The 24,933-nt window shown below is 71.8% G+C and carries 27 protein-coding genes; 14 read left to right on the plus strand and 13 right to left on the minus strand.

Going from position 1 to position 24,933, the window contains the following annotated elements:
* Window positions 1-78: 78 nt before the first annotated feature.
* Window positions 79-1,368, minus strand: a complete 1,290-nt coding sequence (locus tag ACFVJX_RS28325; RefSeq protein WP_384128165.1) for an exo-beta-N-acetylmuramidase NamZ domain-containing protein — start codon at window positions 1,366-1,368, stop codon at window positions 79-81.
* Window positions 1,369-1,552: 184 nt separating this feature from the next.
* On the opposite strand from ACFVJX_RS28325, the gene ACFVJX_RS28330 reads away from it, so the two are divergent.
* Genes ACFVJX_RS28330 through ACFVJX_RS28340 form a run of 3 tightly spaced genes read left to right on the plus strand, consistent with a single transcriptional unit; the run spans window position 1,553 to window position 4,623 of the window.
* Entirely contained in the window at window positions 1,553-2,317 is a 765-nt protein-coding gene (locus tag ACFVJX_RS28330) for an SDR family oxidoreductase (protein WP_384128167.1), read from the plus strand.
* On the plus strand, window positions 2,314-3,972 hold the full coding sequence (locus ACFVJX_RS28335) for a class I adenylate-forming enzyme family protein (RefSeq protein ID WP_384128169.1): 1,659 nt from the start codon (window positions 2,314-2,316) through the stop codon (window positions 3,970-3,972). Before ACFVJX_RS28330 ends, ACFVJX_RS28335 begins: the two co-directional genes overlap by 4 nt.
* A gap of 57 nt (window positions 3,973-4,029) precedes the next feature.
* Window positions 4,030-4,623 carry a TetR/AcrR family transcriptional regulator gene (locus ACFVJX_RS28340; RefSeq protein ID WP_384128171.1) on the plus strand — a complete coding sequence of 198 codons (594 nt, stop codon included), beginning with the start codon at window positions 4,030-4,032 and terminating at the stop codon, window positions 4,621-4,623.
* Between the two features lie 4 nt (window positions 4,624-4,627).
* Here the strand turns inward: ACFVJX_RS28340 and ACFVJX_RS28345 are convergent, their stop codons facing one another.
* Entirely contained in the window at window positions 4,628-5,509 is an 882-nt protein-coding gene (locus tag ACFVJX_RS28345) for a LysR family transcriptional regulator (RefSeq protein WP_384128173.1), read from the minus strand.
* Window positions 5,510-5,583: 74 nt separating this feature from the next.
* Between ACFVJX_RS28345 and ACFVJX_RS28350 the strand changes: the two genes are divergently transcribed.
* Complete coding sequence (locus ACFVJX_RS28350; protein ID WP_384128175.1) at window positions 5,584-5,748, plus strand: hypothetical protein; 165 nt, start codon at window positions 5,584-5,586, stop codon at window positions 5,746-5,748.
* 86 nt (window positions 5,749-5,834) lie between these two features.
* Here the strand turns inward: ACFVJX_RS28350 and ACFVJX_RS28355 are convergent, their stop codons facing one another.
* On the minus strand, window positions 5,835-7,049 hold the full coding sequence (locus tag ACFVJX_RS28355) for an acyl-CoA dehydrogenase family protein (protein WP_384128177.1): 1,215 nt from the start codon (window positions 7,047-7,049) through the stop codon (window positions 5,835-5,837).
* An 8-nt stretch (window positions 7,050-7,057) separates the two neighbouring features.
* Complete coding sequence (locus ACFVJX_RS28360) at window positions 7,058-8,080, minus strand: phosphotransferase family protein (RefSeq protein ID WP_384128179.1); 1,023 nt, start codon at window positions 8,078-8,080, stop codon at window positions 7,058-7,060.
* Between the two features lie 169 nt (window positions 8,081-8,249).
* Between ACFVJX_RS28360 and ACFVJX_RS28365 the strand changes: the two genes are divergently transcribed.
* Window positions 8,250-9,539, plus strand: a complete 1,290-nt coding sequence (locus tag ACFVJX_RS28365) for a glucarate dehydratase family protein (RefSeq protein ID WP_384128254.1) — start codon at window positions 8,250-8,252, stop codon at window positions 9,537-9,539.
* Between the two features lie 47 nt (window positions 9,540-9,586).
* On the opposite strand, the gene ACFVJX_RS28370 is transcribed toward ACFVJX_RS28365, so the two are convergent.
* Window positions 9,587-9,928, minus strand: a complete 342-nt coding sequence (locus tag ACFVJX_RS28370; protein WP_384128181.1) for a winged helix-turn-helix transcriptional regulator — start codon at window positions 9,926-9,928, stop codon at window positions 9,587-9,589.
* Window positions 9,929-10,038: 110 nt separating this feature from the next.
* On the opposite strand from ACFVJX_RS28370, the gene ACFVJX_RS28375 reads away from it, so the two are divergent.
* Both ACFVJX_RS28375 and ACFVJX_RS28380 read left to right on the plus strand, forming a co-directional pair.
* On the plus strand, window positions 10,039-10,677 hold the full coding sequence (locus ACFVJX_RS28375) for an NADPH-dependent F420 reductase (RefSeq protein ID WP_384128183.1): 639 nt from the start codon (window positions 10,039-10,041) through the stop codon (window positions 10,675-10,677).
* A gap of 36 nt (window positions 10,678-10,713) precedes the next feature.
* Complete coding sequence (locus ACFVJX_RS28380) at window positions 10,714-11,649, plus strand: NADP-dependent oxidoreductase (RefSeq protein WP_384128185.1); 936 nt, start codon at window positions 10,714-10,716, stop codon at window positions 11,647-11,649.
* A gap of 33 nt (window positions 11,650-11,682) precedes the next feature.
* Here the strand turns inward: ACFVJX_RS28380 and ACFVJX_RS28385 are convergent, their stop codons facing one another.
* From ACFVJX_RS28385 to ACFVJX_RS28400, 4 genes are all read right to left on the minus strand, one after another.
* Window positions 11,683-12,024: a DUF202 domain-containing protein gene (locus ACFVJX_RS28385; RefSeq protein WP_384128187.1), complete on the minus strand. Its 342-nt coding sequence runs from the start codon at window positions 12,022-12,024 to the stop codon at window positions 11,683-11,685.
* The gene (locus ACFVJX_RS28390; protein WP_384128189.1) at window positions 12,021-12,416 is read right to left on the minus strand and encodes a YidH family protein; all 396 of its coding nucleotides are present in this window, start codon (window positions 12,414-12,416) and stop codon (window positions 12,021-12,023) included. Before ACFVJX_RS28390 ends, ACFVJX_RS28385 begins: the two co-directional genes overlap by 4 nt.
* 37 nt (window positions 12,417-12,453) lie before the next feature.
* Window positions 12,454-12,966 (minus strand): NUDIX domain-containing protein, encoded by a 513-nt coding sequence (locus ACFVJX_RS28395; RefSeq protein WP_384128191.1) that lies wholly within the window; start codon window positions 12,964-12,966, stop codon window positions 12,454-12,456.
* 78 nt (window positions 12,967-13,044) lie between these two features.
* Window positions 13,045-13,938: a DMT family transporter gene (locus ACFVJX_RS28400; protein ID WP_384128193.1), complete on the minus strand. Its 894-nt coding sequence runs from the start codon at window positions 13,936-13,938 to the stop codon at window positions 13,045-13,047.
* A 218-nt stretch (window positions 13,939-14,156) separates the two neighbouring features.
* Between ACFVJX_RS28400 and ACFVJX_RS28405 the strand changes: the two genes are divergently transcribed.
* Entirely contained in the window at window positions 14,157-15,812 is a 1,656-nt protein-coding gene (locus ACFVJX_RS28405) for an FAD-binding dehydrogenase (protein ID WP_384128195.1), read from the plus strand.
* 91 nt (window positions 15,813-15,903) lie between these two features.
* Entirely contained in the window at window positions 15,904-17,136 is a 1,233-nt protein-coding gene (locus tag ACFVJX_RS28410) for an aromatic acid exporter family protein (RefSeq protein WP_384128197.1), read from the plus strand.
* Between the two features lie 18 nt (window positions 17,137-17,154).
* Here the strand turns inward: ACFVJX_RS28410 and ACFVJX_RS28415 are convergent, their stop codons facing one another.
* Window positions 17,155-17,586, minus strand: coding sequence for an ASCH domain-containing protein (locus ACFVJX_RS28415; protein WP_384128199.1), 432 nt, complete (start codon window positions 17,584-17,586; stop codon window positions 17,155-17,157).
* 110 nt (window positions 17,587-17,696) lie between these two features.
* Here ACFVJX_RS28415 and ACFVJX_RS28420 point away from each other — a divergent pair, with 110 nt between their 5' ends.
* Both ACFVJX_RS28420 and ACFVJX_RS28425 read left to right on the plus strand, forming a co-directional pair.
* A complete protein-coding gene (locus tag ACFVJX_RS28420; RefSeq protein WP_384128201.1) occupies window positions 17,697-18,461 on the plus strand; it encodes a molybdopterin-dependent oxidoreductase in 765 nt (254 codons plus the stop codon).
* Complete coding sequence (locus ACFVJX_RS28425) at window positions 18,403-19,092, plus strand: cytochrome b/b6 domain-containing protein (RefSeq protein ID WP_384128203.1); 690 nt, start codon at window positions 18,403-18,405, stop codon at window positions 19,090-19,092. The genes ACFVJX_RS28420 and ACFVJX_RS28425 overlap by 59 nt, the downstream gene beginning before the upstream one ends.
* Before the next feature lie 191 nt (window positions 19,093-19,283).
* Here ACFVJX_RS28425 and ACFVJX_RS28430 read toward each other — a convergent pair whose 3' ends face one another.
* Window positions 19,284-20,681: a GntP family permease gene (locus tag ACFVJX_RS28430; RefSeq protein ID WP_384128205.1), complete on the minus strand. Its 1,398-nt coding sequence runs from the start codon at window positions 20,679-20,681 to the stop codon at window positions 19,284-19,286.
* 11 nt (window positions 20,682-20,692) lie between these two features.
* A complete protein-coding gene (locus tag ACFVJX_RS28435; protein WP_384128207.1) occupies window positions 20,693-21,202 on the minus strand; it encodes a gluconokinase in 510 nt (169 codons plus the stop codon).
* A 143-nt stretch (window positions 21,203-21,345) separates the two neighbouring features.
* On the opposite strand from ACFVJX_RS28435, the gene ACFVJX_RS28440 reads away from it, so the two are divergent.
* From ACFVJX_RS28440 to ACFVJX_RS28450, 3 genes are all read left to right on the plus strand, one after another.
* Window positions 21,346-22,047 (plus strand): FadR/GntR family transcriptional regulator, encoded by a 702-nt coding sequence (locus ACFVJX_RS28440; RefSeq protein ID WP_384128209.1) that lies wholly within the window; start codon window positions 21,346-21,348, stop codon window positions 22,045-22,047.
* A 91-nt stretch (window positions 22,048-22,138) separates the two neighbouring features.
* On the plus strand, window positions 22,139-23,224 hold the full coding sequence (locus tag ACFVJX_RS28445) for an S-(hydroxymethyl)mycothiol dehydrogenase (RefSeq protein WP_384128211.1): 1,086 nt from the start codon (window positions 22,139-22,141) through the stop codon (window positions 23,222-23,224).
* Window positions 23,224-23,853: an MBL fold metallo-hydrolase gene (locus tag ACFVJX_RS28450; RefSeq protein WP_384128213.1), complete on the plus strand. Its 630-nt coding sequence runs from the start codon at window positions 23,224-23,226 to the stop codon at window positions 23,851-23,853. The genes ACFVJX_RS28445 and ACFVJX_RS28450 overlap by 1 nt, the downstream gene beginning before the upstream one ends.
* 21 nt (window positions 23,854-23,874) lie before the next feature.
* Here the strand turns inward: ACFVJX_RS28450 and ACFVJX_RS28455 are convergent, their stop codons facing one another.
* Entirely contained in the window at window positions 23,875-24,810 is a 936-nt protein-coding gene (locus tag ACFVJX_RS28455; RefSeq protein ID WP_384128215.1) for a pseudouridine synthase, read from the minus strand.
* Between the last annotated feature and the right edge of the window lie 123 nt (window positions 24,811-24,933).

Genomic DNA, 24,933 nt, shown 5'->3' on the forward strand with positions numbered 1-24,933 from the left:
TGGTGGTGTTGTCCCCCGCCCCCCGCTTACCCGGCCCGCGGGGCGGCCCCCCACCCGCCGGGCCCGCCCGGCACCACCTCACCGGTACTGCAGGTACCGCTTCCGCACCGCCCGGAAGGCGGCCAGATCCCCCGCCCACGCCCCCACGACCTCGTCCGTGTCCGCCCCCGCGTCGATCATCGTGCGGACCCGGGTGTTGCCGGTGAGCTTGTCGATCCAGTTGTCCTCCCGCCAGGCGAACCCGCTCCAGGTCCGCTTCGCCGTCACCAGCAGCGCGATCCCGGTGCGCACCGGGTCGAAGACCTCGCGGTCCTGGACGTGCAACTGGACCCCGCCCACCGTCACGCCCTCGAACTTGGAGAACGTCGGAGCGAAGTACGCCTCGCGGAAGACCACCCCCGGAAGGCCGAGCGCGTTCGCGGCGGCCGCCCAGGTGTGGTCGATGCCCTCCGCGCCGAGCAGTTCGAACGGCCGTGTCGTGCCGCGCCCCTCGGAGAGGTTCGTCCCCTCGAAGAGACAGGTGCCCGAGTAGACGAGCGCGGTGTCGGGTGTCGGCATGTTGGGGCTCGGCGGCACCCACGGAAGACCCGTCGCGTCGAAGAAGTCGGAGCGCGACCACCCCGACATCTTCACAATCTCCAGTTCGGCCGGACGGTCCGCGAGGAACTCCCCGTTGAACAGCAGAGCCAGTTCGGTGACCGTCATCCCGTGCGCCTGGGAGATCTCCCGGCGGCCCACGAAGGTGCCGAAGGCCGGATCGAGCACGGGCCCGAGCGCCGCCCGCCCGGTCACCGGATTCGGCCGGTCCAGGACGACGAACCTCTTGCCCGCGAGGGCCGCCGCCTCCATGCAGTCGTACAGCGTCCAGATGTACGTGTAGAAGCGGGCGCCCGCGTCCTGGATGTCGAAGACGACCGTGTCGACGCCGGAGGCGGTGAAGACGTCGGCGAGCTCCTGCCCGCTCTTCAGGTACGTGTCGTAGACCGGGAGCCCGGTCGCCGGGTCGTCGTACCGCCCCTCCGAGCCGCCCGCCTGCGCGGTGCCCCGGAAGCCGTGCTCGGGACCGAAGACGGCCGTCAGGTTCACCCGGCCGTCCGGGTGCATCACATCGACGATGTGCCGGACATCGGACGTGACCCCGGTCGGGTTGGTGACGATGCCGACCCGCTGCCCCTTCAGGAGCGCGTAGCCGTCCGCCGCCAGCCGGTCGAATCCGGTGCGGAGCCCGTGCCGCCCGCTGCCGCCCCCGTGCCCGTGTCCGGTGCCGTGCGATGTGCCGGCGGCCGCTGGCCCGGCCGACGCGGCCGTCGCCGCGAGAGCTCCCACGGCACCGCCGGCGGCCAGCAAACCGCGTCTGGTCAGGCTCATTCGGCTACCTCCATGATCGCGACATCTGTCATGGTCACGCACGCTAGCGCGCCCCCGGGCCGCAGGGAACGTGCCCGACGGGACGGATGAGGCAGGAGTGACGTATGACTGGCGCCAGCCCCTTCCCCGACGACATACCGACTGGTTAGTCTGCTGGTGCAGTCGGCTGAGAGAGGCGGGACCGATGAGTACGGTGCAGGGCGCGGGCGTAGTGGTCACGGGGGCCGGAGGCGGCATCGGAGCCGCGCTGGCCCGCAGATTCGCCGCCGAGGGCGCCCGGGTCGTGGTCAACGACCTGGACGAGGGCAGGATCAAGGCGCTCGCCGAGGAGATCGGCGGCACCGCCGTCGCCGGTGACGCCTCGGAGATCGTCGAAGCCGCCCGGGACGCCCTGGACGGCACGGTGGACGTCTACTGCGCCAACGCGGGCCTCGCCTCGCCGGGCGACGCGTTCGCCGACGAGGAGGTCTGGGCCGCCGCCTGGGACGTCAACGTGATGGCCCACGTCCGCGCGGCCAGGGCGCTGCTCCCGGACTGGCTGGAGCGCGGCAGCGGCAGGTTCGTCTCCACGGCTTCGGCCGCCGGACTGCTCACGATGATCGGCGCGGCGCCGTACAGCGTCACCAAGCACGGTGTGGTCGCCTTCGCCGAATGGCTCGCCCTCACCTACGGCCACCGCGGCATCAAGGTCCACGCGATCTGTCCGCAGGGCGTGCGCACGGACATGCTGACCGCTGCGGGATCGGCCGGGAAGCTCGTGCTCGCGCCCAGCGCCATCGAACCGGAGGAGGTCGCCGAAGCGCTCTTCGCGGCCATGGACGAGGACCGCTTCCTCGTCCTGCCGCACCCGGAGGTCGCCGGCTACTACCGGGCCCGTGCCAAGGACACCGACCACTGGATCGGCAGCATGAACCATCTCCAGCAGAAGTGGGAGGAGACCGGCGCATGAGCGAGTCGATCTACGCGGCGAAGCCCTGGCTCCCGCTGCTCAGCGAGGCCCAGCGGGCCCCCGTCCACCCGGCCGCCACCCTGGTGCACGCCTTCCGGGACTCCGTCGGCCGCGCCCCCGGACACCCGGCGCTCGCCTACTTCGACGGTCGCCTCAGCTACCGCGAGACCGACGAGCTCTCCGACTCCGTGGCCGGACACCTGGCCGCGCGGGGGCTGGAGCGCGGCGACCGGGTCGCGATCATGCTGCAGAACTCGCCGCAGTTCGTGCTCGCTCTGCTGGGCGCCTGGAAGGCCGGCGCGACGGTCGTCCCGCTCAACCCGATGTACAAGTCCGGCGAGGTCGGCCATGTGCTGAAGGACGCCGAGGTCACCGCGCTGATCTGCTCGGACCGGGCCTGGGAGGGGTATCTCCGGGACACCGCGGCGGCCGCCCCGGACGTCCGGATCGCCGTCACCGCCTGCGAGCTGGACTTCCAGACGACGAACGACGACCGGGTGCTGGACTTCGACCGGCTGCCCGCCGCCGAGGACGCCGACGATCTGGTAACCGTCGCCCGGCGCGGCCTCACGGCCCCCGCAGGCCGGGAGCTGACCGCCGCCGACGTGGCGCTGATCAGCTACACGTCCGGGACCAGCGGCACCCCCAAGGGCGCCATGAACTCCCACGGCAACATCATGGTCAACGCCGAGCGCCAGCGCACCGGCCACCCCATCGCCGAGGGCTCCGCCTATTTCGCCCTCGCCCCGCTCTTCCACATCACCGGAATGGTGTGCGAGCTGGCCGCCTGCCTCACCAACGCCGGCACCCTCGTCCTCGCGTACCGCTTCCACCCCGGCGTGGTCCTGGACGCCTTCGCCGAGCACCGCCCCGCGTACACCGTCGGCCCCTCGACCGCCTTCATGGCGCTCGCCGCGACCCCCGGCGTCACGCCCGAGCACTTCGCCTCCTTCGAGGTGATCTCCTCGGGCGGCGCACCGCTGCCGCCCGCGCTCGTCGAGAAGTTCCGGGCGGGCTTCGGCCCGTACATCCGCAACGGCTACGGACTCACCGAGTGCACCGCGCCCTGCGCCTCCGTGCCCCCCGAGCGCGAGGCCCCCGTCGACCCCGTCTCCGGCACCCTCTCGGTCGGCGTGCCCGGCCCGGACACGGTCGTGCGGATCATCGACGAGAACGGCGCGGACATGCCCTTCGGCGAGCAGGGCGAGATAGCGGTGCGCGGCCCGCAGGTCGTCTCCGGCTATTGGCGGCTGCCCGAGGCCACCGCCGCGGCCTTCCCGGACGGTGAACTGCGCACCGGCGACATCGGCTTCATGGACCGCGAGGGCTGGCTCTACGTCGTCGACCGCAAGAAGGACATGATCAACGCCTCCGGCTTCAAGGTCTGGCCGCGCGAGGTGGAGGACGTCCTGTACACCCATCCGGCCGTCCGTGAGGCGGCCGTCGTGGGCGTCCCGGACGCCTACCGGGGCGAGACGGTCCGCGCCTACGTCAGCCTGCGGCCGGGCTCCTCGGTCGAACCCGACGAATTGGGTGCGTACTGCAAGGAACGGCTCGCCGCCTACAAGTACCCGCGCGAAGTCGAGATCCTGAACGAACTTCCCAAGACGGCAAGTGGGAAGATCCTCAGGCGGGAACTGCGTTCACCCCGCTAGGAACGGTTCACGGACTCCAGGACCGGTTCACGGACTCACGGAAGGAAGGTGGCGGCTATGGCCAAGGCGACGGACGGGAGCGTTACCCCCGTTCCCCAGCGGCTGCTGGCCGCCGCCACCCGGCTCTTCGCCGAGCAGGGTTACGACCGCACATCGGTCCAGGAGATCGTCGAGGCGGCCGGGGTCACCAAGGGCGCGCTCTACCACTACTTCGGTTCCAAGGAGGATCTCCTCCAGGAGGTCTACGCCCGGGTGCTCCGGCTCCAGCAGGAGCGCCTCGACGCGTTCGCGGACGCCGAGGCGCCCGTCGAGCAGCGGCTGCGGGACGCCGCGGCCGACGTGGTGGTCACCACCATCGAGAACCTCGACGACGCCTCGATCTTCTTCCGCTCCATGCACCATCTGAGCCCGGAGAAGAACAAGCAGGTGCGGGTGGAGCGCCGCCGCTACCACGAGCGTTTCCGCGCCCTGGTGGAGGAGGGGCAGCGCAGCGGGGTGTTCTCCACGGCCACCCCCGCGGACCTGATCGTGGACTACCACTTCGGCTCGGTCCACCACCTGTCCACCTGGTACCGGCCGGACGGCCCGCTCACCCAGCAGGAGGTCGCCGACCACCTCGCCGACCTGCTGCTGCGCGCCCTGCGGCCCTGATCCGTCAGGCCGGGCCGGCACCGGCCAGCCGGCCCAGCAGTGCCTCGGCCGCCGGGTTGCGCGGCCGGGGTGCCCGGCCCACGAGCAGCACCGTGCGGCCCGGCTCCGGCTGCCGGATGGACACGCACGGCAGCCCCGCGTCCTCGCCGATCCGGCGCGGCACGATCGCCACTCCGATGCCCGCCCGTACGAGATCGACGAGCAGCCGGATCTGGGTGACGTCGCAGGTGATCCGGCGCTCCAGGCCGCAGTGCGCGGCCAGCCGCCGCACCGCCGTCTCCAGTCCGGTGCCTGCACGGAAGTCCACGAACGGCTCGTCGGCGAGGTCCTTGATCAGGGTGCGCCCGGCTGTCGCCAGCCGGTGGCCCGGAGCGGTGATCAGCACCAGATCCTCCCGCCAGGAGGCGAACTCCACGAGCCCGTCCGGTAGTTGGGAGGCGTCCGGCGCCAGATAGGCGAGATCCAGCTCGCCGGCGAGTACCCCCGCCACCAGCTCCGGGGTCGTCGCCTCACGCAGCGAGATCTGCACCCCGGGCCACAGCCCGTGGAACGCGGCCAGCTCGGCGGCCAGATCCACACAGGTCAGCGTCTGGATCGTGCCGATCCGCACCCGGCCGGTGGCCAGGCCCGAGACGGCGGCCACCGCGTCACGCGCCGCGTCCGTCCCCGCGATGACCGTCCGGGCCGACGGCAGCAGCGCCCGCCCCGCCTCGGTGAGCACCACCCGGCGGCCGGTCCGTTCGAACAGCTCGGCTCCCAGCTCCCGTTCGAGATTGCGCACCGATGTGCTCAGGGCGGACTGCACGATCAGTTCGGCGCGGGCGGCCGCCGTGAAACTGCCGTGCGTGATCACCGCCATGAAGTGGCGGAGCTGACGTATCTCCATCCATCCACGGTATCGATGGCAGCCAGCGAATCCATCTGTTGGACCGACCGCGAGGACGGGGTGAAGCTGGATACATGGCGCACATCCAGGTATCGACGCGTGTACCCGTCCTGTGGAACGCGGCCTACGGGCCGCACCGGCACCGCGCTGTCCGGGGCCTCGCGCGGTGGCTGCTGCGGGCGAAAGCCTTCGCCCGCGAGCTGGCCCTCGCCGACCACGTACCGTACGGCGGCTACTGAAACCGGCGGCGGGCCCGCGCGGGGGCGGGACCGGCACGCCCCGGGGCGTGCCCGGAAGTCCAGCCCGCCCCGCGGCGTCCGGCGCCCTAGAGGTACTTCTTGATCTCGCGCCGCGCCAGCGACCGCTGGTGCACCTCGTCCGGGCCGTCGGCCAGCCGCAGCGTCCGCGCCGCAGCCCACAGCTCCGCCAGCGGGAAGTCCTGGCTGACGCCGCCCGCACCGTGCAGCTGCACCGCCTGGTCCAGGATGGAGACCACCGCACGCGGGGTGGCGATCTTGATGGACTGGATCTCGGTGTGCGCACCGCGGTTGCCCACCGTGTCCATCAGCCAGGCCGTCTTCAGCACCAGCAGCCGCAGCTGCTCCACCGTGACCCGGGCGTCCGCGATCCAGTTCTGCACCACGCCCTGCTGGGCCAGCGACTTGCCGAAGGCCTCCCGGGACACCGCGCGCCGGCACATCAGCTCGATGGCGCGCTCGGCCATGCCGATCAGCCGCATGCAGTGGTGGATGCGGCCCGGCCCCAGTCGCGCCTGGGCGATGGCGAAACCGCCGCCCTCCTCGCCCACCAGGTTGGTGACGGGCACCCGTACGTCGTCGAAGACCACCTCGGCGTGACCGCCGTGGTAGTGGTCCTCGTAGCCGTACACCTTCATGGCGCGCTTCACGGTCAGCCCCGGGGTGTCGCGCGGGACGAGGATCTGCGACTGCTGGCGGCGGATGTCGCCGCCGTCCGGGTCGGTCTTGCCCATCACGATGAAGATCGCGCAGTCCGGGTTCATCGCCCCGGAGATGTACCACTTGCGCCCGTTGATGACGTAGTCCTCGCCGTCACGGGTGATCCGGGTCTCGATGTTGGTCGCGTCCGACGAGGCGACCTCCGGCTCCGTCATCGCGAACGCGGACCGGATCTCACCGGCCAGCAGCGGCTCCAGCCACCGCTTGCGCTGCTCATCGGTGCCGAACTGGGCGAGCACCTCCATGTTCCCGGTGTCCGGCGCCGCGCAGTTCAGCGCGGTCGGCGCCAACTGCGGGGAGCGGCCCAGGATCTCGGCCAGTGGGGCGTACTGGAGATTGGTCAGCCCGGCGCCGTACCCGGCGTCCGGCAGGAAGAGGTTCCACAGCCCCTGCCTGCGCGCCTCGGCCTTCAGGTCCTCCACGACCTGCGGGGTGTCCCACGGCGACGCGAGCAGCTCCCGCTGCTCCTCCGCGATCCGTTCCGCCGGGTGGATGTGCTCGTCCATGAAGGTGAGCAGCTTGGCGCGCAGCTCTTCGGTGCGGGCGTCGAATGCGAAGTCCATGGGGTTGATCAGCCTTCCTGGAGGGTGGTGAGGCCGTGCGCGATGAAGACGGGGACGAGGTCGCCGATCCGGTCGAAGCCGCCGCCGACCGTCTGGCCCAGCGTGTAGCGGTAGTGGATGCCCTCCAGGATCACGGCGAGCTTGAACCAGGCGAACGCCGTGTACCAGGAGATGGCGGAGGTGTCCCGGCCGGAGCCCGCGGCATAGCGCTCGATGAGCTCGGCGGGGGAGGGGTGGCCGGCCGCGCCGCTGGTGGTGGAGACCGGTGACTCGGGCAGCCCGAGGTCGGAGCTGTACATCACCAGCAGGCCGAGGTCGGTCAGCGGGTCGCCGAGCGTCGACATCTCCCAGTCGAGAACGGCGTTGATCCGGTCGCCGTCCCCGATCAGGACGTTGTCGAGGCGGTAGTCGCCGTGCACCACCGTCGGGGCGGGGGAGACGGGCAGTTCGCGGCCGAGCGCCGCGTGCAGCTCGTCGATGCCCGGCAGTTCACGGTTGCGGGAGGCGTCCAGCTGCTTGCCCCAGCGGCGCAGCTGCCGGTCGAGGAAGCCCTCGGGGCGCCCGAAGTCGCCCAGCCCGACGGCCTGCGGGTCCACGGCGTGCAGTTCGACGAGGGTGTCCACCAGACCGAGGACGGCCGCACGGGTGCGCTCGGCGCCGAGCGGGGCGAGCTGCCCGGCCGTGCGGTACGGGGTGCCCTCGACGTACTCCATGACGTAGAACGGCGAACCGATGACGGAGTCGTCCTCGCACAGCAGCAGCGGCTCGGGGACCGGGACGGCCGTCGGGTGCAGTGCGCTGATCACCCGGTGCTCGCGCTTCATGTCGTGCGCCGTGGCCAGCACATGACCCAGCGGAGGCCGGCGGACGACCCAGCGGCCGGTGCCGTCGGTGACGATGTAGGTGAGGTTCGACCGGCCGCCCTCGATGAGCCGGGCGTCGAGCGGTCCGTTCACCAGCCCCGGCCGTTCGCGGTCGAGGTGTCCGCGCAACCGGTCGAGGTCGAGACCTGGCGGGTGGACTGGGCTCATCGTGCGCACCTCCGGGGTGAAGAACGGTCGGTGTTCATGATGCCGACCAGTCGGTATGTCGTCCAGTGAACTCCCGGAACGGAATGTCGCCCGCTGCGCTCGGATCGACGGCCGACCTCTGGTGCTGAGTCGTATCTCTGAATACAGTTCACGTATGGATACAGCCCGTATGGATAACGCCTTGTTGATCGACGAAGTCAGGCTCACCCCGATCCTCATCGCCGACCCGCCGCTGCTCAACACCCAGGGCGTCCACCAGCCCTACACCCCGCGGCTCATCGTGGAAGTCGTCACCCGTGGCGGGACGACCGGCGTCGGGGAGACCTACGGCGACGGCAAGTACCTCGAACTGGCCGAGCCGCTCGCCGCCGCACTGGCCGGGCGGCCGGTCAGCGATCTGAACGGCCTCTTCGCCCTGGCCGACGAGGTGTGCGCAGACTCACGCGCCGCTGACGAACGCGTCGACGCGGGCGGGCTGCGCGGGGTCCAGACCGCTGACAAGCTGCGGCTCTCGGTGGTGTCCGGCTTCGAGGTGGCCTGCCTGGACGCCCTGGGCAAATCGCTCGGCCTGCCCGTGCACGCCCTGCTCGGGGGCAAGGTCCGTGACACCGTCGAGTACAGCGCGTACCTCTTCTACCGCTGGGCCGAGCACCCGGAGGGCGGCGAACGCGACGACTGGGGCGCGGCCGTCGACCCCGCCGGAGTCGTCGCCCAGGCGCGGCGCTTCGCCCGCGAGTACGGCTTCTCCTCCTTCAAGCTGAAGGGCGGCGTCTTCCCGCCCGACCAGGAGATCGCCGCCGTCCGCGCGCTGGCCGACGCGTTCCCCGGGCAGCCGCTGCGGCTCGACCCGAACGGCGCCTGGTCCGTCGAGACCTCGCTGCACGTCGCCGAGCAGCTCAAGGACGTACTCGAGTACCTGGAGGACCCGGCGAGCGGCACGGATCCGATGGCCGCCGTCGCCGCCGGCACCGACGTCCCCCTCGCCACGAACATGTGCGTCACCACCCTCGCCGAGGTACCGGAGGCCTTCGCCCGGGACGCCGTGCAGGTCGTCCTCTCCGACCACCACTACTGGGGCGGACTGCACCGCACCCGCGAACTGGCCGGGATCTGCCGCACCTTCGGCGTGGGCCTCTCCATGCACTCCAACACCCACCTGGGGATCAGCCTCGCCGCCATGACGCACGTCGCGGCCACCGTCCCCAACCTCGACTACGCCTGCGACAGCCACTACCCCTGGCAGACCGAGGACGTCATCACCGCCCGCCACGTCTTCGAGGGCGGCCGGCTCACCGTCTCCGACGCTCCGGGCCTCGGCGTCGAACTCGACCGTGAGCGCCTTGCCGTACTGCACCGCCGCTGGCTCGACGACGACGGCACGATGCGTGAGCGCGACGACGCCGCCGCGATGCGCAAGGCCGAGCCGCAGTGGCGCACGCCGTCGATACCGCGCTGGTGAGAGCCCGGCGCGGGGCGGTCCGTCCCGCGCCCGGCCCCGGCGTCCGCTCAGTCGTCCCAGCCCTGCGCCGCCGCGAAGGCGTCGCCGTGCTCCACCGCCCAGCGGCCCAGTGACCTGATCGGCTCCAGCAGGGTCCCGCCGAGCTCCGTCAGCGCGTACTCGACCCGTGGCGGGGCCTCCGCGTACGCCTGCCGCTCCACCAGCCCGTACCCCTCCAGCCGTCGCAGCGTCTCGGTCAGCACCTTCGCGCTGATCCCGCCGATCTCGGTACGGAGGTCCCCCGGGCGGCGCGGCCCCTCGCCCAGCGCCTGCAGCACCACCGCGTTCCAGGTGTGCGACAGCAGATCGAAGCCGAGCCTGGCCGGACAGTCCGCCAGCAGCCGTTCCACAGGTCTCCCCTCCCCGTGGCGCCCGTTGGGCACCGAATGGTGAGCAACGGATCTCCTACCGTCCCCTCCATCGGTACGACGCTACGCCAACGGCGGTCAGGGAGACGGATATGCGCATCGGCATTCTCGGTACGGGCAACATGGCCGAGGCACTGGGCACCCAGTGGGTCCGGGCCGGGCACCAGGTCCTCTTCGGCGGCCGTTCACCCGACCGGGCCCGCGCCCTCGCCGCACGGGCCGGTGGCCGCGCGGCGACCCTCCGCGAGGCGGCCCTCTCCGGTGACGCGGTGCTTCTCGCGCTGCCCCACGCCGCCGTGTCCGCCACCCTCGCCGGGCTCGGCGCCGCCGACGGGGCACTGCGCGACCGACTGCTGATCGACTGCACCAACGCCGTCGGCCCCGGCTTCGTCCTCACCACCGAGGGCGGCCCCGGCGCGGCCCGGACCATCGCCGACGCCACCGGTGCCCGGGTCATCAAGGCGTTCAACCACCTTCCGGACACGGTCTGGCGGCTCACCCCGCCCGCCTTCGCCGACGGGCCCGTCGCCGTACCGCTGTGCGGGGACGACGAGGAGGCGCTGCGGACCGTGGCGGCACTCGTGCGGGATCTCGGCTGCGCGCCCCTGAGGGCCGGTGGGCTCGACCGGGCCGTGTACCTGGAGACGACGACTGCCTTCCTCATCGGGCTCTGGCACTCCGGCCACGACCCGCGCACCCTGCTGCCGCCCTTCGAGGCCGCCACGGCATGACTTGCGCCGCCCCCGGCCCGCGCCGATGGTCGAAGGATGAAGGCGATCAGTTACAGCAGGTACGGCGGGGCCGACGTCATGGAGTACGGCGAACGGCCCGACCCCAGGGTGGGTCCCGACGCCGTCCTGGTGAAGGTGCGCGCCGCGGCGGTCAATCCGGTGGACCGCAAGGCCCGCGAAGGCCTGCTCGACGCCGCCCTGGAAGCCGTGTTCCCCGTGATCCCCGGCTGGGACGTTTCCGGGGTGGTCGTGCAGCCGGGCATCGCGGTCGAGGAGTTCGAGGTCGGCGACGAGGTGATCGGGTACGTCCGGGAGGACTTCCTCAGCCGCGGTACGTTCGCCGAGTACGTCGCCGCCCCGGTGCGCACCCTCGCCCGCAAACCGCTGAGCCTGAGCTTCGAGGAGGCGGCGGGGCTGCCCCTGGCCGGACTCACCGCGTACCAGGTGCTCCACCGGTCGCTGCGGATCCGCGAGGGGGACACCGTCCTCGTCCACGCGGCGGCGGGCGGTGTCGGCTCGTTCGCCGTCCAGCTGGCCCGCCACGCCGGATGCCGGGTCATCGGGACCGCGAGCGCCCACAACCACGACCATCTGCGGCAGCTCGGCGCGGAACCGGTCGAGTACGGGGACGGGCTCGCCGACCGGCTGCGGGCGCTGGCCCCGGAGGGGATCGACGCCGCCTTCGACACCGTCGGCGGGGACGCCCTCCGGGTGTCGGCCGAGACGCTCGCACCGGACGGACGCCTCACCTCCATCGCGGACGACGAGGTCTTCTCGTACGGCGGGAAATACGCCTTCGTACGTCCCGACGCCACGGATCTGGCGCACCTGGCGGAGCTGGCCGAGCGGGGCATCATCACGGTCCATGTCGACCGGGTGCTCCCGCTTGCGGAGGCCGCCGAGGCCCACCGGCTGAACGAGCGGGGGCGCACCCGCGGCAAGATCGTCGTCACCGTGGACTGGGACGGCTGACGGCCCGGACCCCGAAACGCCGTCGCCGTCGGGTCAGAACAGCATCGCCGCCGCGAACACGGCCAGCGCCAGGGTGCACACCGCCGCCGCGGCGGCCTCGCGCGGCCCGAGCGGCCGGGGGCGGGCGGTGCCCATGCCCTGCACCCGGCGGTTGGCCACCCACAGGAACCCCAGCCAGGCGAGCACGCTCAGCGCCGGTGCGACGATCCCGGCCGGGCCCGTCCCGGCGTGCAGCGCCTGTCTCACCGCCAGCAGCGCGACCACCGTGCAGGAGAGGGTGGTGCGCCGCCAGGCCAGTCTGGTCCGCTCCGGCTGGAGGCCGGGATCGCGGTCCGCGGCACCCCGGGGGGCGGGCGCCCGCCCCGGGCCGCTCACCGCCCCTCCCAGCCGAACAGGACCACCACCACCATCACCACGGCGACGACGCCGACCGCGAGGCCCAGCAGCGTCGGGAACCGGGAGACCGGCAGATCCTCGCCCCGCCGCATGGCCCGCTCGCAGCGCACCCAGTGATTGACCGCCCGCAGGGCACACAGCACACCGGCCACGAGCAGGGCCAGCGCCAGGCCGGCCCGGACGCCCCAGGAGAGTTCCGGGAGGAACTGGTCGACCGCGAAACCGCCGCCGATCAGCGCGAGAGCAGTCCGGATCCAGGCGAGAAAGGTGCGCTCGTTGGCGAGCGAGAAGCGGTAGTCGGGGGTGTCGCCCTCTTCGCGGATCCGTTGCGGCGCGAACCACAGCCGCAGGCTCTGTACGAATTCGTTCACATCCGGACCCTAAGGGCTGTCCCGGCGGCGGGCCGGTTCAGGACGCTTCACGGAACGCCCGGAGCCGCCGGTGGCACTCCAGTCCGTCCGGGACCCAGAGCCAGTCGTCGAGCCGCTCGGCCAGTTCCGCGTCGTCGAGGAAGGTGTGCCAGGCGACCTCCCCCACCTGCGGCCTCACGGGCAGCTCGCACCGTACGCGGTAGACGGACGACCACCAGGTGTGCCGGCCGCCCGTGTAGAGGAACTTGAAGAGCGGCTCGGGGCGGGGGAGTCCCGTGACCCCCAGCTCCTCCTCGGCTTCCCGCAGCGCCGCCTCGTCGTACGTCTCGCCCGCGCCGACCACCCCGCCGACGAACATGTCGTAGTGCGACGGGAAGACCAGCTTGGTCGCGGTCCTGCGGTGCACGAAGATCCGGCCGTCGGCGTCCCGGGCCTCGATGAACACGCAGCGGTGGCGCAGCCCCCGCTCGGTCGCCTCGCCACGCGTGGCCCGGCCGACGACCTCGTCGTTCTCGTCGACGATGTCCAGGATCTCGTCAGAAGGAGTCATGCCCCTCATCCAACATCAGCCCGTTTGGCACCGGGCCGCCGCCCGTGATCATCAGCGAGCGGGAGCAGGAAGACGGGTTCAGCGCGGCTGGAGACTCTCCGCGCGGCGCCCGCCCATCGGGCCTTCCGGCATGGCCGGGTGCAGCCCCAGCAGCACGATCCCGACCACGATCGCCGCCAGTCCGATCGCCTGCCAGGCGAGGGCGCCCGTGTCGGTGCGCACCTGGTCGCCGAGGAAGCCGATCCCGCAGGCGATCCCGGCCAGTGGCTGGGCCGCCGTCAGCGCGGGCAGCGACATCCGCAGCGGACCCGTCTCGAACGCGCTCTGCACCAGGAGCAGCCCCGTCACCCCCAGCACCAGCACGGCGTACGGCTGCCAGCTCATCACCAGGGCCGCCCAGCCGTCGTCGCCGATCCGCTGCCCGCTGACCCGGGTCAGCGCGTCCTGGAGTCCGTACAGCAGCCCGGCCGCCACCGCGAGGAGGGCGGGGGACGCCGGTGACCGCGAGCGCGCGGCGAACATAGTGAGCACCACGGCGAGACCCGCCACCACGCCGATCACCAGCCAGTGCCGCAGCGGGCTCGACACCGCCGCGCCGCCCGTGGGCTCGCCCGCCAGCAGGAAGGCAGCCACCCCGCACGCCAGCAGCCAGAGCCCGGCCCAGCCCTGCCGGCCGAGCCGCTGGCCGGTGCGGTGGCGCGACAGCGTCATCGCGAAGAGCAGATTGGTCGCGAGCAGCGGCTCGACGACGGAGACCTCGCCCTTGCCCAGGGCCACCGCGCCCAGCACCAGGCCGCAGACCATCAGAGCGATACCGGCCAGCCAGCTCCGCACCCGCATCAGGTCCAGCAGCAGCCGGAACGACAGGTAGTCGCTCTTCGGGGCATGGCTGGCCGCGGCCTGCTGAAGCACGAAGCCGAACCCCAGACAGCAGGCGGCGCTCACGGCGAGTACGAGAACCAGCACCGACACGCTTCTCTACCCCAAGTCAGGCCGGAAGAGCACGAATTGTTTCGACGATAACGCGTGGGCGTCCCGGGTGCGGCCGGAGCGCCGCCGACCGGGCGGTTGACGCGGGGGCGGCCGGTACCGAAGATCTGACGCACCAGTAACTTCGCGAGCGGCCGCACGGGTGACGTGCGGTCCTGCCGCCGGACCGTGTCCGGATCGTCCCGACAAGGATGGAACCCATGGCGTACGACGCTGATGTGATCGTGATCGGGGCAGGACTCGCGGGGCTGGTCGCCACAGCCGAGCTCGTCGACGCGGGGCGTTCGGTGATCCTGCTCGACCAGGAGCCCGAGCAGTCGCTCGGGGGCCAGGCGCACTGGTCCTTCGGCGGCCTCTTCCTCGTCGACTCGCCCGAACAGCGCCGGATGCGGGTCAAGGACAGCCATGAGCTGGCCCTCCAGGACTGGCTCGGCACGGCCGGATTCGACCGGAAGGAGGACCACTGGCCGCGGCAGTGGGCCGAGGCGTACGTCGACTTCGCCGCCGGTGAGAAGCGCTCCTGGCTGCACGCGCAGGGCCTGCGGTTCTTCCCCGTCGTCGGCTGGGCCGAGCGCGGCGGCTACGACGCCAACGGCCACGGCAACTCCGTCCCCCGGTTCCACATCACCTGGGGCACCGGCCCCGGCGTCGTCGCCCCCTTCGAGCGCCGGGTGCGCGAGGGCGTCGCCAAGGGCCTCGTCACCTTCCGCTTCCGGCACCGGGTCACCGGCCTCGGCCGCACCGGAGGCGTGATCGACACCGTCAGCGGCGAGATCCTGGAGCCGAGCGGCGCCGCGCGCGGGACCGCGAGCAGCCGCGAGACGGCCGGCGGCTTCGAGCTGCGGGCCCAGGCGGTGATCGTCACCTCCGGCGGTATCGGCGGCAACCACGACCTCGTGCGTGAGCAGTGGCCCGAACGGCTCGGCACCCCGCCCGCCAAGCTGCTCTCCGGCGTCCCCGCCCACGTGGACGGGCTGATGGTCGGCATCACCGAGGACGCGGGTGCCCACCACATCAACCGCGACCGGATGTGGCACTACACCGAGGGCATCGAGAACTGGAACCCGATCTGGGCCAGGCACGGCATCCGGATCCTGCCGGGCCCCTCCTCGCTCTGGCTGGACGCCCGCGGCAAGCGCCTGCCCGTCCCGCTCTTCCCCGGCTTCGACACGCTCGGCACCCTCGAACACATCATGCGGACCGGCCACGGCTACACCTGGTTCGTCCTGGACCAGAGGATCATCGGCAAGGAGTTCGCCCTCTCGGGCTCCGAGCAGAACCCCGACCTGACCGGCAAGTCCATCCGCGGCGTGATCGGCCGGGCGCGCGCGGACGTGCCGGGCCCGGTCAAGGCGTTCATGGACAACGGGGCGGACTTCGTCGTCGAGAAGGACCTCGGCGCCCTGGTCCGCGGCATGAACGCGCTCACCGGCGAGGGGCTCATCGACGAGGACGACCTGCGCCGCGAGATCACCGCCCGCGACCGGGAGATCGCCAACCCCTTCACCAAGGACCTCCAGATCACCGCCATCCGCGGCGCCCGCACCTACCTGGGCGACAAGCTGATCCGGACGGCCGCGCCGCACCGCATCCTCGATCCCGAGGCCGGCCCGCTGATCGCCGTACGGCTGAACATCCTGACCCGCAAGTCGCTCGGCGGACTGGAGACGGACCTGTCCTCCCGGGTGCTCACCGCCGACGGCACCCCGCTGGCCGGGGTGTACGCGGCCGGCGAGGCGGCCGGTTTCGGCGGCGGAGGAGTGCACGGCTACCGCTCGCTGGAGGGCACCTTCCTCGGCGGCTGCATCTTCTCCGGCCGGGCCGCGGGCCGAGCCGCCGCGGAGGCGGTCGGCTGACCCACGCCGTGTGATGCCTTCGCGCGTCCGTCCGGTGGGGTTCGGGGCGCCGAACCGTGGAGGGACACCGGATGCGGGGCATGAGAAGGACATGCCAGGAGTAGCCGAGCCCGTGATCAACCTCGTCCGCCGCACCAGTGAATCCGTGCGGGTCCAGACCCTGCGCTCCACGGGTGCCGCGGTCATCGCCTATGCCGTGGCGACGGCGACGCTGTCCCAGCCCGCCCCCCTGACCGCTCCGCTGACCGCACTGCTCGTCGTTCAGGTCACGCTGTACGCCACGCTCACCACGGGCATCCGACGGGTGAACGCGGTGGTCGTCGGTGTGCTCATCGCGAGCGGTTTCAGCTCGCTGGTCGGACTGTCCTGGTGGAGCCTCGGACTGACGATCTTCACCTCGCTGATCATCGGCCGGCTGGTCCGGGTGAACGAGTTCGTCCCCGAGGTGGCGATCAGCGCGATGCTGGTGCTCGGCGTCGCCCAGGTCGCCAACACCGCGCTGGAGCGGGTGTACGAAACGCTGATCGGCGCGGGCGTGGGGCTGCTGTTCAACCTGCTGTTCGCCCCGCCCGTGTGGGTGGAGACGGCGGGGGCGTCGATCGACGGACTGGCCCGCGAGATGGGGGAGATGTTCCGTGACCTGGGCGGCGACCTGGCCGGGCGGGTCACCGTCGAGCAGGCGGGCGACCGGCTGCACCGGGCCCGCCGCATCGACCACGACATCGTGGCCGTGGACGCCTCGCTGCGCCAGGCCGAGGAGAGCCTCATGCTCAACCCCCGGGTCCGGCAGGGGCTGCTCTACCGCGTCGTGCTGCGCACCGGTCTGGACACCCTGGAGATCTGCGCTGTGGTGCTGCGGGTACTGGCCAGGACCCTGACCGACCTCGCCAGGGACCGGGTCGACGAACCCCTCTTCCCCGCCGACGTGGCCTCCGGGCTCACGGAACTCTTCGGGCAGATGGCCGAGGCCGTCGAGAGCTTCTCGATGCTGATCACCACTCCGGTCGCCGCGAACGCGGAAGGAGCCGAGACGCGGCTGACCGACGCGCTCACGGTCAGCCGCGCGACCCGGGACCGGGTGGCGGACATGCTGCTGGCAGCGGTCCAGGACCACCCCCGGAAATGGCAGCTGCACGGAGCGCTGCTCGCCGAGGTCGACCGGATCCTGGACGAGCTCGACATCGAGAAGCGCACGGAGCGCCTCGGCAACGAGCTCGACCGCCGTTCGGGAGAACTGCACGAGCGCCACCCCCGCCTGCTCGCGATCAGGCGCCGGCTGGACCTCGCCAAGCACACGGACCCGGCCCGGACCGGCGGCGGATGAGGCTCCCCGCCCGTCCGGTCAGACGGGGTCGATCAGCTCCACGACCCGGAACCGCTCGGCGACCACCATCGTGTCGTCGTCGACCGTGAACTCCGGGTCGCCGAGCGCCTCCCGCATCTCGTCGCTGTGCCAGAACCGCTCGTGGCCGGCGCGCCACTGGGCGACCGAGGTGTCACCCTCGCCCTCGTCGAGCACGTGCTGGAGGCCGACGTCCCCGAGGCGCAGGATCCGTACCTCCGTCACCTCCAGCACCGCGATCTCCCGGCCGTCCGAGTCGATCAGGGCGGACCGCTCGCCCACCGGGGGCGGCTCCTCCTTCTCCGCCTCGTACTCCACGAGCAGTCCCGTCGTCGACACCTTCCGGCCGTCGAGCACCGCGGTGACCAGCTGGTCGCGCAGCGGTCCGGGGAAGACGAGAAGGAAGGGCTTGAGCGCTTCACGGTTCGGCATGGCGCAAGTCTGACATCCGGGGTCCGCCCGTGGCCGGGAGAATCTGACGGACCGGTGACGGACCGCGGCCGCCCCTGGCGTCCGGCGGCCCGGAGTGCTCGAATCGAGGAGTGAACAGTCCCTCTCCCGGTACCGGCCCCGATCCGGCTGCGCCCGGCCCCGATCCGGATTCCGTCGGCGCACCGCTCGGCCGCCGCCTGGTCCTGACGATGCTCGGCCTCGGCGCCGCCGGGCTCGTCGCCGCCCCGGTCCTGCAGCGGACCCTTGAATCGGGCCTGGGCGCGGTCGCGGACAAGGATCCAACCGGGCTGACCGGGCTGCTGCCCAACGGCGGCGGTTTCCGCTACTACTCGGTCGCATCGTCCGTACCGTCGAAGAGCGCCGCCGACTACCGGCTGACCGTCGACGGGCTGGTCGACCGGCCGGCCACGTACACCCTGGACACGCTGAAGGCGCTGCCGCAGACCCGGATGGTCCGCGATGTGCAGTGCGTGACCGGATGGCGAGTCCCCGAGACCCCGTTCGAGGGCGTGCGGCTCTCCGCGCTGCTGGACGCGGCGGGTGTCCGGCCGGGAGCGAAGGCGATCCGCTTCACCTGCTTCGACGGCACCTACAGCGAGAGCCTCACCCTCGCCCAGGCCCGCCGCGCCGATGTGCTGGTCGCGCTGCGCATGCAGGACCGGCCGGTATCGCACTCCCACGGGGGCCCGGTCCGGCTCTACGTGGCCCCGATGTACTTCTACAAGTCGGCGAAATGGCTCTCCGGGATCACCGTCACGGACTCCGTACGCCCCGGTTACTGGGAGGAGCTCGGTTATGACGTCGACGCCTGGGTCGGCCGGTCCAACGGCCGTGACGACGCCCCCACGACCTGAGGCACCCGGCCGTGTCCGGCGGTTCCACCGGTCGGTGCGGTGGGTGCACCGCACCACCTCGGCGCTGATGCTGCTCTGCGTGGCGACGGCCGCCTGCCTGTACGTGCCGCAGATCGCCGAACTCGTCGGCCGCCGCCACCTGGTGGTCACCGTGCACGAGTGGTCCGGGCTGCTGATCCCCGTACCGCTGTTGGCCGGGCTGCTCTCGCGGGCCGTGCGGGGCGACCTGTCACGGCTCAACCGCTTCGGTCCGCACGACCGGACGTGGCTGCGGGCGGTGCGCCGCCGTGACCACCGGACCGGCTCCCGGCCGGCCGGGAAGTTCAACGCCGGGCAGAAGCTCTACGCGGCCTGGATCGCGGGTGCGGTGCTGGTGATGACCGGTACCGGGCTGCTGATGTGGTTCACCGGCCTGGCCCCGCTGATGTGGCGGACCGGCGCGACCTTCGTCCACGACTGGCTGGCCCTGGCGATCGGCATCGTGCTGGGCGGTCACATCGCGATGGCGTACGCCGACCCGGAGGCACGCCGTGGCATGCGCACCGGGTCGGTCGAGCGCCGCTGGGCGAGCAGCGAGCACCCGCTGTGGCGGATCCCCGCGGACCCGGCCGAGCCGCCGCGGGAGCCGTGACGGAGACCGGGCCCGCGGCGTCCTGAGCCGCTAAGGGCTGTCCCGTGGTCCCCGGCGGGCGCGCGACGCCGGCTACGGCGCCTCGCCGCGTTGTCGGAACGCCCGAATACATCCAGTACGCGGACGTTCCTCCGCCTTGCGGTGCGCCGCCATCCGACGCCGCGCGCTGACCAGGGACTACGGGACGGCCCTCAGAGGACCAGCGACAGCAGCAGGATGAAGACCAGTGAGACCACGGAGATGATGGTCTCCATGACCGACCAGGTCTTCACCGTCTGGCCGACGTCCATCCCGAAGTACTCCTTCACCAGCCAGAACCCGGCGTCGTTGACATGGCTGAAGAAGAGCGAGCCCGCGCCGACCGCGAGGACCAGCAGGGCGGCGTGCGAAGTCGACATGTCGGCCGCCAGTGGGGCGACCAGACCGGCCGCCGAGATGGTGGCGACGGTCGCCGAACCGGTCGCGAGCCGGATGCCCACGGCGATCAGCCAGCCGAGCAGCAGGGCGGGGATCGACCAGCTCTCGGAGAAGTCCAGGATCATCTGGCCGACGCCGGCGTCGATCAGGGTCTGCTTGAATCCGCCGCCCGCGCCCACGATCAGGAGCACACCGGCGATGGGGGCCAGGGACTTCTCCACGGTGGCGGAGAGGCGGCCCTTGGTGAATCCGGCCGCCCGGCCCAGCGTGAACATACCGACGACGACGGCCGCGAGGAGCGCGATCAGCGGGGAGCCGATCACATCGGTGACCCGCTGTACGCCCTGCTCGGGGTCGTCCACCACGATGTCGACCAGGGCCTTGATCAGCATCAGCACGACGGGCAGCAGGATCGTCGCGAGCGTGGCGCCGAAGCCGGGCCTGCGGTCCAGGTCCTCGGACGGGCGCTGCGGGATCATCTTCTCCGGCGCCTTGATGTCCACCCAGCGGGCGGCGTAGCGGGAGAAGACGGGGCCGGCGAGGATCACCGTCGGGATCGCGACCACCACGCCGAGGGCCAGGGTGACGCCCAGGTTGGCGTCGAGGGCGTCGATCGCGACCAGCGGGCCGGGGTGCGGGGGGATCAGCCCGTGCATCACGGAGAGACCGGCCAGGGCCGGGATGCCGATCCGCATCAGTGAGTAGTTGCCGCGCTTGGCGACCAGCAGTACCACCGGGATCATCAGCACGATCCCGACCTCGAAGAAGAGTGGCAGACCGATGATCGAGGCGATCAGGACCATCGCCCACGGCATGGCCCGTTTGCTCGTCCTCGCGAGGATGGTGTCGACGATCTGGTCGGCGCCACCCGAGTCGGCGAGCAGCTTGCCCAGGATCGCGCCGAGCGCGATGAGGACGCCGACGCCCGCCACGGTCGAGCCGAGGCCCGCGGTGAAGCTCGCTATCGTCTTGGCCGGCGCGGCGCCTGCGAACGAACCGAGCGCGAGCGAGCCGATGGTGAGCGCGAGGAACGCGTGCATCTTGAACTTGGTGATGAGCAGAACGATGACGGCGATGCCCGCCAGGACTGCGATGCCCAACTGAGCGTTGCCGGCCGAGGTGATCGGTTCGGCGGCGTCCGCTGCCAGCATCTCGACGCTGAGACTGGTCACGGTGATGATCCTTAGTTGTCCAGCCGGCGCAGTGCCGCGACGGCTCGCTGGGTGATCTCTTCGGGGGTGCCGGACACATCCACGGCGACGCCGGCCTCGTCGTCATCGAGGGGCTGAAGCGTGGCGAACTGCGAGTCGAGGAGTGCGGTCGGCATGAAATGGCCCTTGCGGTCCGCCATCCGCTCCTCGATCAGGGACCGGTCGCCCGTCAGGTGGAGGAACACGGCGCCGGGGGCCTCGCTGCGCAGCCGGTCGCGGTAGACCCGCTTCAGCGCCGAGCTGCTGACCACGCCGCCGAGCCCGGCCCTGCCGTGCGCCCACTGCCCGATCGCGTCGAGCCAGGGCCACCGGTCCGCGTCGTCCAGCGGAGTGCCGGCCGACATCTTGGCGATGTTCGCCGGGGGATGGAAGTCGTCGCCCTCGGCGTACGGAACGCCCAGTGCGGAGGCGAGCAGGGGGCCGATCGTGGTCTTGCCGGTTCCTGCGACGCCCATCACCACGACGACGTGGGGGGTGCTCATTGCGGTGCCTCGCTGTCCTCGTCGATGTCTTCCTCGACATCGGTCCGTCGCGCTACTGAAACCTATACGTACGACTTATTCAAGATGCTGTGACATAAACGTCGTACTTTATGTTCCCGAGAGGGGCCCCGTACCCTTGGGCCATGACCACACCTGCCCAGGGGCTGCATGCGCATGTGCTGGACGCCCTGGGTCTGGAGATCACCGCGGGGGAGCACTGCCCCGGTCAGGTGCTGCGGACCGACGAGCTGTCCCGGCGCTTCGACGTCTCCCGCACGGTGGTGCGGGAGGTCGTCCGCGTCCTGGAGTCCATGCACCTGGTGGAGTCCCGGCGACGGGTCGGGGTGACCGTGCGGCCCACCGAGGAGTGGAACGTCTACGATCCGCGGGTCATCCGGTGGCGGCTGGCCGGCGCCGACCGGCCGCGCCAGCTGCGGTCGCTGACCGTCCTGCGCTCGGCGATCGAGCCCGTCGCCGCCTCGCTCGCCGCCCGCCACGCCACCGCGGACCAGTGCGCGCAGCTCACCGAACGGGCCCTCGGCATGGTCGCCACCTCGCGCGGCCAGCAGCTGGAGGGATATCTCGAACACGACATCGCATTCCACCGGATCGTCCTCAACGCCTCCGGCAACGAGATGTTCGCCCGCCTCGGTGACGTGGTCGCCGAGGTCCTGGCGGGGCGCACCCACCACCAGGTGATGTTCGAGGACCCCGACCCGGCGGCCGTCACCCTCCACGTCCGGCTCGCCGAAGCGGTGCGCGAGGGCGACGCGGCCGGTGCGGAGCGGCTGACCAAGGAGATCGCGGTGGGCGCCCTGCACGAACTCGACGTGCTCGCGCCCTGAAGACGGTCGTGCCCGGCCCCTCGGTACCCCGCACGGCGTACCGTTGCCCGTGATCGATCTTCGGGAACGTCGGGAAAGGGAGTCCACGGGAATGGCGCAGCACGTACAAGGGGTCATCGCACCGGGCAAGAACGAGCCGGTGCGCGTCGAGACCATCGTGATTCCGGACCCCGGCCCCGGTGAGGCCGTGGTCAGGATCCAGGCCTGCGGCGTCTGCCACACCGACCTGCACTACAAGCAGGGCGGCATCAACGACGAGTTCCCCTTCCTCCTCGGCCACGAGGCCGCGGGCGTCGTGGAGTCCGTCGGCGACGGGGTCACGGACGTCGCCCCGGGCGACTTCGTCGTCCTCAACTGGCGTGCGGTGTGCGGGCAGTGCCGTGCGTGTCTGCGCGGCCGCCCCTGGTACTGCTTCGACACCCACAACGCGAAGCAGAAGATGACCCTGCTGGACGGGACCGAGCTCTCCCCGGCCCTCGGCATCGGCGCCTTCGCCGAGAAGACCCTGGTCGCGTCCGGCCAGTGCACCAAGGTCGATCCCGAGGTCGCACCGGCCGTCGCCGGGCTCCTCGGCTGCGGTGTGATGGCGGGCATCGGCGCCGCCATCAACACGGGCCAGGTCGGCCGCGGCGACTCGGTCGCCGTGATCGGCTGCGGCGGTGTCGGTGACGCCGCGATCGCGGGCGCTCGGCTGGCCGGCGCGGCGAAGATCATCGCCGTGGACGTCGACGACCGCAAGCTGGAGACGGCGAAGAAGATGGGTGCCACGCACACCGTCAACTCCCGTTCCACGGACCCCGTCGAGGCGATCCGCTCGCTCACCGACGGCAACGGCGCCGACGTCGTCATCGAGGCGGTCGGCCACCCCGACACGTACAAGCAGGCCTTCTACGCCCGCGACCTCGCCGGCACCGTCGTCCTGGTCGGCGTCCCCAACCCGGAGATGAAGCTCGAACTCCCGCTGCTGGACGTCTTCGGCCGCGGCGGCTCCCTCAAGTCCTCCTGGTACGGCGACTGCCTGCCATCGCGCGACTTCCCGATGCTCATCGACCTGCACCAGCAGGGCCGGATCGACCTCGCGGCGTTCGTCACCGAGACCATCGGACTCGGCGACATCGAGCAGGCCTTCGCCCGGATGCACGACGGCGACGTCCTGCGCTCGGTGGTGGTCTTCTGATGAGCGCCCGCATCGACCACCTCGTCACCTCCGGCACCTTCGCCCTCGACGGCGGCGAATGGGATGTCGACAACAACGTCTGGATCGTCGGCGACGACACCGAGGCGGTCGTCATCGACGCCGCCCACGACGCCGCCGCCATCGAGGCCGCGCTCGGCGGCCGCACGCTGCGCGCCATCATCTGCACCCACGCGCACAACGACCACATCGACGCGGCCCCGGCGCTCGCCGACGCCACCGGCGCACCGGTCCTGCTCCACCCGGACGACCTGCCGCTGTGGAAGCAGACCCACCCGGACCGGACCCCGGACGGCGAACTGACCGACGGTCAGGAGATCCGGATCGCCGGCACGACCCTCGAGGTCCTGCACACCCCCGGGCACGCCCCGGGTGCCGTGTGCCTGTACGCCCCCGGGCTTTCCACCGTCTTCACCGGTGACACGCTCTTCCAGGGCGGGCCGGGCGCCACCGGGCGGTCGTTCTCCCACTTCCCGACGATCGTCGCCTCGATCAGGGACCGGCTGCTCGCCCTGGACCCGGAGACCGCCGTCCGCACCGGCCACGGCGACTCCACGACCATCGGCGCGGAGGCCCCGCACCTGGACGAGTGGATCGCCCGCGGCCACTGAGGCGGCGCGCGGCCACCGGACTCACCCCTCCGGCCACGCGGAGAGCCGCAGCCCGCTCTCGAAGCGGCGCGGCCCTCCCGTGACCGGATCGGTGAACTCCAGTACCCGTGCCAGCAGTTGGAGAGGGTGCGACCAGTCGTCCGGCGCGCCGTCCGGCCGGACCACCGGATAGACCGGGTCATGGACGATCGGCAGCCCCAGGCTGTTCATATGGACCCGCAGCTGATGCGTCCGTCCGGTGGCGGGGAGCAGCCGGTAGCGCCCGAGACCCGCCCGGTGGTCCAGCAGCTCGATCCGGCTCTCGCTGTTCGGCTCGCCGGGCTCCTCGCGGGCGGCGATCACCCCGCGCTCCTTCACGATGCGGCTGCGGACGGTGCGCGGGAGGGCCAGCCCGGGGTCGTACCGGGCCACCGCCTCGTACTCCTTGCGCACCAGGCGGTCCCGGAACAGCGTCTGGTACGCGCCCCGTTCCCCGGGCCGGACCACGAACAGGACCAGCCCGGCGGTCAGCCGGTCCAGCCGGTGCGCGGGCTGGAGCAGGGGAAGCCCCAGCTCACGGCGGAGCCGGGCCACCGCGGTCTCGGTGATGTGCCGGCCGCGGGGCGTCGTGGCGAGGAAGTGCGGCTTGTCCACGACGACCAGGTGCTCGTCGCGGTGCACGACACCGACCGGAAAGGGCACCGGCTCCTCAGGCGCGAAGTCCCGGTGGAACCAGAGGTACCGGCCCGCCTCGTACGGCTCCCGGCCCGTCACCGCGCCCCGGGCCGCGACGAACCTGCCGTCCGTGAGCATCGCCCCGACCCGGTCGGCACCGATCGCGGCGCCGAACCGCGCCAGCAGATGATCACCGACCGTGGGCCACTGCCCGTCCGGATCCTCCGGGAGCCGCACCCGGACCGGATCGATCCCGTCGCGCTGGGGCAGGGGTGACGGGGGAGGCTTCGCGCGGCCCCTCACCGGGGCCCGTCCGCCGGCCGGTCCGCCCCCGGGATGCTGGTTCTCATGGTCCGGCGAATCCTTCCACAGGAACGGGGCCCCACTCGGCCACGCACCCGACGCGGCTCACGAGCGGGTGCGTGT

Origin of the sequence: Streptomyces sp. NPDC127177 (genome assembly GCF_042672475.1) — a bacterium.
GTDB lineage: Bacteria > Actinomycetota > Actinomycetes > Streptomycetales > Streptomycetaceae > Streptomyces.

What these genes read in the sequence shown, in the direction of transcription:
- ACFVJX_RS28405 (WP_384128195.1), top strand. Translation starts at nt 14,157, where the DNA reads ATGGCGTACGACGCTGATGTGATCGTGATCGGGGCAGGACTCGCGGGG.
- ACFVJX_RS28345 (WP_384128173.1), bottom strand. Translation starts at nt 5,509, where the DNA reads ATGGAGATACGTCAGCTCCGCCACTTCATGGCGGTGATCACGCACGGC.
- ACFVJX_RS28335 (WP_384128169.1), top strand. Translation starts at nt 2,314, where the DNA reads ATGAGCGAGTCGATCTACGCGGCGAAGCCCTGGCTCCCGCTGCTCAGC.
- ACFVJX_RS28435 (WP_384128207.1), bottom strand. Translation starts at nt 21,202, where the DNA reads ATGAGCACCCCCCACGTCGTCGTGGTGATGGGCGTCGCAGGAACCGGC.
- ACFVJX_RS28395 (WP_384128191.1), bottom strand. Translation starts at nt 12,966, where the DNA reads ATGACTCCTTCTGACGAGATCCTGGACATCGTCGACGAGAACGACGAG.
- ACFVJX_RS28325 (WP_384128165.1), bottom strand. Translation starts at nt 1,368, where the DNA reads ATGAGCCTGACCAGACGCGGTTTGCTGGCCGCCGGCGGTGCCGTGGGA.
- ACFVJX_RS28415 (WP_384128199.1), bottom strand. Translation starts at nt 17,586, where the DNA reads ATGCCGAACCGTGAAGCGCTCAAGCCCTTCCTTCTCGTCTTCCCCGGA.
- ACFVJX_RS28445 (WP_384128211.1), top strand. Translation starts at nt 22,139, where the DNA reads ATGGCGCAGCACGTACAAGGGGTCATCGCACCGGGCAAGAACGAGCCG.
- ACFVJX_RS28340 (WP_384128171.1), top strand. Translation starts at nt 4,030, where the DNA reads ATGGCCAAGGCGACGGACGGGAGCGTTACCCCCGTTCCCCAGCGGCTG.
- ACFVJX_RS28440 (WP_384128209.1), top strand. Translation starts at nt 21,346, where the DNA reads ATGACCACACCTGCCCAGGGGCTGCATGCGCATGTGCTGGACGCCCTG.
- ACFVJX_RS28365 (WP_384128254.1), top strand. Translation starts at nt 8,250, where the DNA reads ATGGATAACGCCTTGTTGATCGACGAAGTCAGGCTCACCCCGATCCTC.
- ACFVJX_RS28350 (WP_384128175.1), top strand. Translation starts at nt 5,584, where the DNA reads ATGGCGCACATCCAGGTATCGACGCGTGTACCCGTCCTGTGGAACGCG.
- ACFVJX_RS28450 (WP_384128213.1), top strand. Translation starts at nt 23,224, where the DNA reads ATGAGCGCCCGCATCGACCACCTCGTCACCTCCGGCACCTTCGCCCTC.
- ACFVJX_RS28360 (WP_384128179.1), bottom strand. Translation starts at nt 8,080, where the DNA reads ATGAGCCCAGTCCACCCGCCAGGTCTCGACCTCGACCGGTTGCGCGGA.
- ACFVJX_RS28355 (WP_384128177.1), bottom strand. Translation starts at nt 7,049, where the DNA reads ATGGACTTCGCATTCGACGCCCGCACCGAAGAGCTGCGCGCCAAGCTG.
- ACFVJX_RS28410 (WP_384128197.1), top strand. Translation starts at nt 15,904, where the DNA reads ATGCCAGGAGTAGCCGAGCCCGTGATCAACCTCGTCCGCCGCACCAGT.
- ACFVJX_RS28330 (WP_384128167.1), top strand. Translation starts at nt 1,553, where the DNA reads ATGAGTACGGTGCAGGGCGCGGGCGTAGTGGTCACGGGGGCCGGAGGC.
- ACFVJX_RS28375 (WP_384128183.1), top strand. Translation starts at nt 10,039, where the DNA reads ATGCGCATCGGCATTCTCGGTACGGGCAACATGGCCGAGGCACTGGGC.
- ACFVJX_RS28380 (WP_384128185.1), top strand. Translation starts at nt 10,714, where the DNA reads ATGAAGGCGATCAGTTACAGCAGGTACGGCGGGGCCGACGTCATGGAG.
- ACFVJX_RS28425 (WP_384128203.1), top strand. Translation starts at nt 18,403, where the DNA reads ATGACGTCGACGCCTGGGTCGGCCGGTCCAACGGCCGTGACGACGCCC.